Source organism: Marinitoga arctica (assembly GCF_054657315.1).
Window position 1 is genome coordinate 20913 of the sequence record NZ_BAAHYY010000032.1, and the last position, 6665, is coordinate 27577.

The window sequence follows — 6665 nt, forward strand, 5'->3', positions numbered from 1 at the left end:
AAATGTATTTTTATAAAATAGCAGTTTTTGGAACATATACATATAATACATTTACTTATTCTTATGATGAAAAACTAGTACCTGGTCAAAGGGTACTAGTTGATTTTAGGAATCAACAAAAGTTAGGAGTAATACTTTCAGAAACTTCAAAAAAAAATTATGATGTAAAAGAAATTGAATTAATAGTAGATGAAAAACCTTTAATAAGAAGAGAGCATTTAATTCTTGCTGAAAAATCTTCTAGAAGGTTTATTATGCCCATAAGTGAAATTATAAAACTTATATTTCCACCATCATCTTCTGATAGAATAAAGATAAAAATAATACCTAAAAATATTACACCAGATATAGAAAAACCTATATTTTTAAGTGAATACTATAGAAAATTTAAATCTAAAAAAATAGCTAATAAAAGATTAAAAGAAATGATAAAAAATAATTTAATAGAATTGTCAGTACACATTGTAAAATCGAAGAAAAAAAATAATAAAATTATTACCTTAAAAAAAACTATAACAGAAATTTTAAATAATAAATTATCTTCTAGTGCTATGAAAGTAATTAATTATATTATAGAAAATGATGGAAAAATTCTTGAAGAAGAATTATATGAAAATAAAATAATCTCAAGATCTTCCACTGTTTTAAAAACTTTAATAAAAAATGGAATAATAGAATATACTGAAAAAAAATTATTAAAAAAAGATTCATATATTGTAGAATTAACAAATAATCAGAAAGTAATAAAAGAGAATTTGCTAAAAAATAAAAATGGTATAGATCTATTATATGGAGTTACAGGAAGTGGTAAAACAGAAATATTTTTTGAGGTAATGGAAAAATTTTTAGAAGAAAGTAAAAAGATAATGATTATTTTACCTGAAATATCGTTAACACCCCAATTTATATATAGAGTAAAGAAGAGATTTCCAAATAAAAGCATTGGTGTGTATCATTCAAATATAAATAATTCCGAAAGAATAAAAACATGGTATGATGCAGTTAATGGGAATATTGACATAATAATAGGCACAAGAAGTGCTATATGGATTCCATTAAAAGATCTTGGAATGATAATAATTGATGAAGAACATGATCAATCATTGTATCAGTTTGATCAGCTATCATATGACGCAGTAGAAGTTTCGTATATAAGATCAGAAATAGAGAATATAAAAGTAATATTATCTTCAGCAACCCCTACATTGAGAGAAATGAAAAATGCGTATGAAAATAAAATAAATATTTATGAACTAAAAGAAAGAGTATTTACTGAAATGCCAGACATTGAGATATTAGATATGAAAAAAGAAGAAAAATTAAGTTGGATTTTCACAAAGAAGGTATTAGAAGAAATAAATAAAACATTGAATAATAATGAAAAAACTTTAATTTTTTCACCTACAAAAGGTTATGCTAATTATTTAATTTGTACTAATTGTGGTAATGTATTAAAATGTGAGAATTGCGATGTATCATATACTTACCATAGATATGAAAATAAATTAAAATGCCATTATTGTGGAAATGAGAAAAAAGTACCCAATATGTGTCCAGTATGTGGAAATCCGGAATTGCAATTAAGAGGTTATGGGACAGAGCGAGTTGTGAATGAATTATTAAAATATTTTCCAAATAGAAAGATTATTAGAATGGATAGAGAAATAATAAAATCACATGAAGATTTAAATAAAGCATTTAATGAAATAAAAAAAGAAGGTCCAGCAATTATTGTAGGAACGAAAATGATAACAAAAGGATTGGATATTGAAGATATAAAATTAGTTGTAATTCTTGATAGTGATAGATATTTAAACTTTCCAGAATATTCTTCCCAAGAACATACAGCATCTTTGTTAATTCAAGTATCAGGAAGGTCAGGGAGGAAAGAAAAAGGGAAAGTGTTAATACAAACATTTAAATCAGAAAGTGAATTTTTTGAATTTATAAAGATGCATGATTATGATAAAATAATTTATAATGAATTGAAAAACAGAAGTAAATTTAATTATCCGCCATATACTGATCTTCTGATTATCTTATTTTCAAATCCAAAACCCGAAATAGCTTTAAAAGAAGCAGAAGATTTTTATAAAAAATTAAAAAAAGAGAATTTAAATGTAGAAATATTAGAACCTACAGAACCTTTAATACTAAAATTAAGAGGTCAATATAGATATCAAATAGTAATTAAAGGTAAAATAAATCATGAGAAATTTTATGAAATTGTTAAAAATCACAATAAAAAAATGTATATTTTTTCTAATCCGCCAACAACATTATTATAGAATAAAAGCCAAGGGCTTTTATTCTATAATTTTAAATTCAAATTCTGCTCTAGCAAGAATTTCATAAATATTATTGTCTTTCCATATTTCACCATACACATCTATCTCTTTATTATCAAGATCATATATATTTAAATTTTTAAAAAACGCTTTATACTCATCACTTCTGATAGTTATATATACTTTATTATTTTCTGAATAAATATGATAAAAAGAACCAGAACGTGAAATGTTTTTAACCTTAAAGCGAACCCATCTAATTTTTCCAATATCTAAATCAGAAAGATCATTTTCATAAATTTTTCTATTGTCGTCGTCATAAAATTGAAAAATACCTTTTCTATCCTCGTAAGCTTTTTTATATGCTTTTATAAACTCATCTTTATACTTAGAGGTATCTGAATAGAATAAAGGTCTGGCATAACCATTTTCTAAAATTTCTTTATTTAAAAAATGAATTTTTCCATCTTTACCTTTATAATAAACATATGCTAATAATCTTCCATAATTTCCGTATTTATCGGAATCAAAATCTAAATAAACATATGATTTTTTTAAATTTTCAGAATATATTTTATTTCTAACGAACCAATATGCTTTATCTCCTAATTCTCCCAAAGGTTTATCTCCGCTATGTGTTTCAGGAGTATCTATACCTATAAATCTTACAGAAGTTTCTTTTACACCATAATACACTTTAATAGTATCTCCGTCAATTACTTTACTTACATAATAATCTTTTTCAGTATAAGAGTTATTAAATTGTGTTTGTTTTGAACAAGATGTAATAAGAATTAAAGAAAATAAAATAACAACAAATACATATAATTTTTTCATCATTTTAACATTCCTCCTAATAAAAAAATATGATATAATGTCATGTTAAAGTAATGCTGCTGAATTATTATAACATAAAAAATGTAAAAATATACTTAACAAATAAAAGCTATACTGAAATTAGTTATTAAAAAGTTTGTATCTTTTTAGCAAAAAAACATAAGATTTTAGGAGGGGTTTTTATGAAGAAAGCATTAATGATTGTAATATTTGTATTTGTAACTTTTGTAACAACTTTTGGTGCGTTTACAGGTACTAAATTTTCTGTATTAGGAATTTATACAATGAATTTAGACGATTCAAACAGTTTCATAGATGTTTTTCCTATTGGATATTTTGACATAGGAATTACAGATAATTTATCATTGAGATTTAATGATTATCTAACTTTAGATTCTTCAACACTTAAATATGATTATGGAGAAAATAAAATGTTAAATATAAAATTACCAAGATATTATTATTTACAATATAAAATTGGCTACGATACTTTATTAATGTTTGGGAAATTTAAATTTAAAGATTTTCCATATGATATGAGGAGAGACTATGGGTTTAGGATAGGCGGATTTAGAGATGATATAGGAGATAAAGGTTATACGCTTGATCCTTTAAAAATGGCAATTGGTGGTTACATAAAACCAATTGGAGATATAAAAGTAGGTGGAGCGTATAATTTAAAAGACAGTTCTATTTATGCGTATTTTGGTCTTGACGAAAGATATGCTAAATATATGTTCTATATGTCTCAGGATAATAGATATAACAAATTATCAGCATCATTTGCTGGATATAATTCAGTTAGATGGAATAGAAAATTAATAACTCAATTGCATTATGGAATAGGTTATGCTGTTCCATCAGAAGTGCAATCATTATCAGAAATAACTTCTAACATTAATGATTTAATAAAAATTTTGCCAAATCCTATGATGTCTTTTGGTGGAAAAATAAATTATTATCCAATATATTTAAAGGGCTTAATATATTACAACATGGATAATGAAAATAAAAATTTATATTATCTTGATATTGATGCTGTAACAAATAGTCCTCAAAATAAAACATGGTTATATGAATTAAGAGCAGGATATTATTTACCAAGACCATGGTCAATAGAATTTTTTGTTCAAGGAAATTCATTAGATGATGGAATATTAACAGATTACATAACAAATTATGGGGTTAAAATAAATGGAGAAAATATAACATTAACAATTGCAGCTGGGGATATAAATGGCAGAATAACTGGAAATCAGAGAATAGTATTAGGATTTACAACATGGACAGATTTTGTAATTACCGAAAGATCTTTAACTAATATATTATTCTAAGTGGGGGTATGTATGAAAAAAAGTTTGGTATTTTTGTTGGTAGTTATTTTGGGAGTATTTTTATTAACAGGCTGTTTAACAAAGGAAGGTATTGATGATGAATTAATCAGTTTGAAAGATGGATTAACTAAATTTAAAACTGGAGAAGTAACAAAAATAAAAAGTAGTGGGGTTATAATAAATCTTTATAATAGCACAAGTTCTAATTTCACTAAAGCGTATATTCAATCAGAAGATGGAGAAGCAGGAGCTCTATTGTTTTGGCAAGATTCTTCTATAAAAGATAATTTGGCAGTTGGTGATTTGATAGAGTTTGAAGGAACTATAGAAATTTATAATGGTGAAATTGAAATAAAACCTAACGATTATGAAGTAAAAGGACGTAATAAAGTTGTAACACCTAAATCACTAACATCATCTTTATTAGAAAAATGGAATATTGCTGGTGAAGAAACAACACCTAATATGATATTAGTAACTACAGAAGGAACAGTATTAGAAATTGATTCTAAAACTGCAACGTTGACAGTGGAGGGTTTACAGACTAACATAATTGCCTATTTATATTCTGGATTTTCAGGAATTTCACAAGGGGATAAAATAGAAGTAACAGGTATTTTAAAATTATACAAAGGTGAATGGGAAATTACTTTGATATCTAATGATGATTATAAGATATTATATGACTATGTTGCTCCAGCAGAAGTTAATTATTCTGGAATAGCAAAAATAAAAAATGAAATTGTAAATGGGACAACAGAATTTACAGATATTGAAGGTATTGTTGTGTATAAAAGTGGTTCTGTTGCGGTTATTAATGATGCAACGACAGGTATTTATATAAAAGAAGGTATGGATAATGTTTCAATTGGTGATCAAATAACCTTCGATGCAACAGGTTATCTTGATACATATAATGGAAATATTGAATTGAAAGAACCAACAAATATAATTAAAGTAAGTTTCAATAATGAAATAAAAACTTTTGAATTAAATTCGGATTTAAGTTCAAAAACCGATTGGACAGATTTTGTAATATGGGGTTATAAACTGGTAAAAGTAAAAGGTAGTTTATCCCCTAATGATAATTATACGTATAATTTTGAATATAATTTAACAGATAATAATACTGCAAATATATTAGTTTATTCAAAAAATACAGTTGATGCTGCGAATGGTGGAATAGCAATTACATCATCAAAAGATGCAACTATAACTGGTTATTTAGCAAAATATAAAGGTACATGGCAGATATATTTAAGAGATGAAAATGATGTGGAATTTTAAATTTGAAGAAAGCCCTTGGGGGCTTTCTTTTTTGAAAAAATGAGGAGGTAAATATGAAAAAAATAAATGTATTAATTGTTATTTTTATAATGTTTTTTTATTTTCAAGTTGTCTTGATAGATTGAATAACATTGATAAAATTTTTAATGGAGATAAAGTGCTTTTTGATAATGCACATTCACAAACAGCTGGGAATGCTGATTGGACTATTAAAGGTGGATTTTCTGATTTTGCAGAAGATATAGAAAAGTTAGGATTAAGAGTGGAAGAATGGGGAGATGATGAAGGAAGGCGAGAATATGATGATGATTTGCCAATAACTTATGAAGTTTTAAAAAAATATAGAGTTTTTATTATTCCAGAACCTAATAAGAAATTTAGTAATAATGAGAAAGATTCAATAATACAATATATTGAAGATGGAGGAAGTGTGTTTTTTATTGCGGATCATATAGGTGCAGATAGAAATAATGATGGATGGGATGCTGTAGAAATATTTAATGGATTTTTAAAGGGAACACATAATATAGAAAGTAAAACAATATATAATGATGATTTCGTTGGTAAATTAGGATTTAGATTTAGAGAAAAACAATATTCAGAAGATCCAATAATTAATATAAAAGAACATCCTATTACAAAAGATGTGAATTCTACAGGAACTTGGGCCGGTACAACTGAATATATTATTGATAAAGAAAATGTTCATGGTATAATATATTTAAGAGATGAATCAAAAGGGCCATATGTAATTGTTGGTAAATATGGAGATGGAAAATTTGTAGCTTTAGGAGACACATCACCTATTGATGATGGAACAGGAACTCCAGGTGACATATTGCACGATGGTTATTATTATGGAGATAATAAAAGATTAATGATAAATATAGTAAAATGGCTTATTAACTAAATTTTGGTA

General features: G+C 25.6%; 5 protein-coding genes. 4 read left to right on the forward strand and 1 reads right to left on the reverse strand.

The window, feature by feature from the left end:
* The first annotated feature begins 2 nt into the window (after positions 1 to 2).
* Positions 3 to 2288: a replication restart helicase PriA gene (priA, locus tag ACYQ44_RS08665; protein ID WP_459996597.1), complete on the forward strand. Its 2286-nt coding sequence runs from the start codon at positions 3 to 5 to the stop codon at positions 2286 to 2288.
* 18 nt (positions 2289 to 2306) lie between these two features.
* On the opposite strand, the gene ACYQ44_RS08670 is transcribed toward priA, so the two are convergent.
* Complete coding sequence (locus tag ACYQ44_RS08670; RefSeq protein WP_459996598.1) at positions 2307 to 3128, reverse strand: thermonuclease family protein; 822 nt, start codon at positions 3126 to 3128, stop codon at positions 2307 to 2309.
* Positions 3129 to 3307: 179 nt separating this feature from the next.
* Between ACYQ44_RS08670 and ACYQ44_RS08675 the strand changes: the two genes are divergently transcribed.
* The 3 genes from ACYQ44_RS08675 to ACYQ44_RS08685 all read left to right on the forward strand — a co-directional run bounded on the left by ACYQ44_RS08675 (position 3308) and on the right by ACYQ44_RS08685 (position 6656).
* Entirely contained in the window at positions 3308 to 4459 is a 1152-nt protein-coding gene (locus ACYQ44_RS08675) for a hypothetical protein (protein ID WP_459996599.1), read from the forward strand.
* A gap of 12 nt (positions 4460 to 4471) precedes the next feature.
* A complete protein-coding gene (locus ACYQ44_RS08680; RefSeq protein ID WP_459996600.1) occupies positions 4472 to 5746 on the forward strand; it encodes a DUF5689 domain-containing protein in 1275 nt (424 codons plus the stop codon).
* A gap of 121 nt (positions 5747 to 5867) precedes the next feature.
* A complete protein-coding gene (locus tag ACYQ44_RS08685) occupies positions 5868 to 6656 on the forward strand; it encodes a hypothetical protein (RefSeq protein ID WP_459996601.1) in 789 nt (262 codons plus the stop codon).
* Positions 6657 to 6665: the final 9 nt, after the last annotated feature.

What these genes read in the sequence shown, in the direction of transcription:
- priA (WP_459996597.1), top strand. Translation starts at nt 3, where the DNA reads ATGTATTTTTATAAAATAGCAGTTTTTGGAACATATACATATAATACA.
- ACYQ44_RS08670 (WP_459996598.1), bottom strand. Translation starts at nt 3,128, where the DNA reads ATGATGAAAAAATTATATGTATTTGTTGTTATTTTATTTTCTTTAATT.
- ACYQ44_RS08675 (WP_459996599.1), top strand. Translation starts at nt 3,308, where the DNA reads ATGAAGAAAGCATTAATGATTGTAATATTTGTATTTGTAACTTTTGTA.
- ACYQ44_RS08680 (WP_459996600.1), top strand. Translation starts at nt 4,472, where the DNA reads ATGAAAAAAAGTTTGGTATTTTTGTTGGTAGTTATTTTGGGAGTATTT.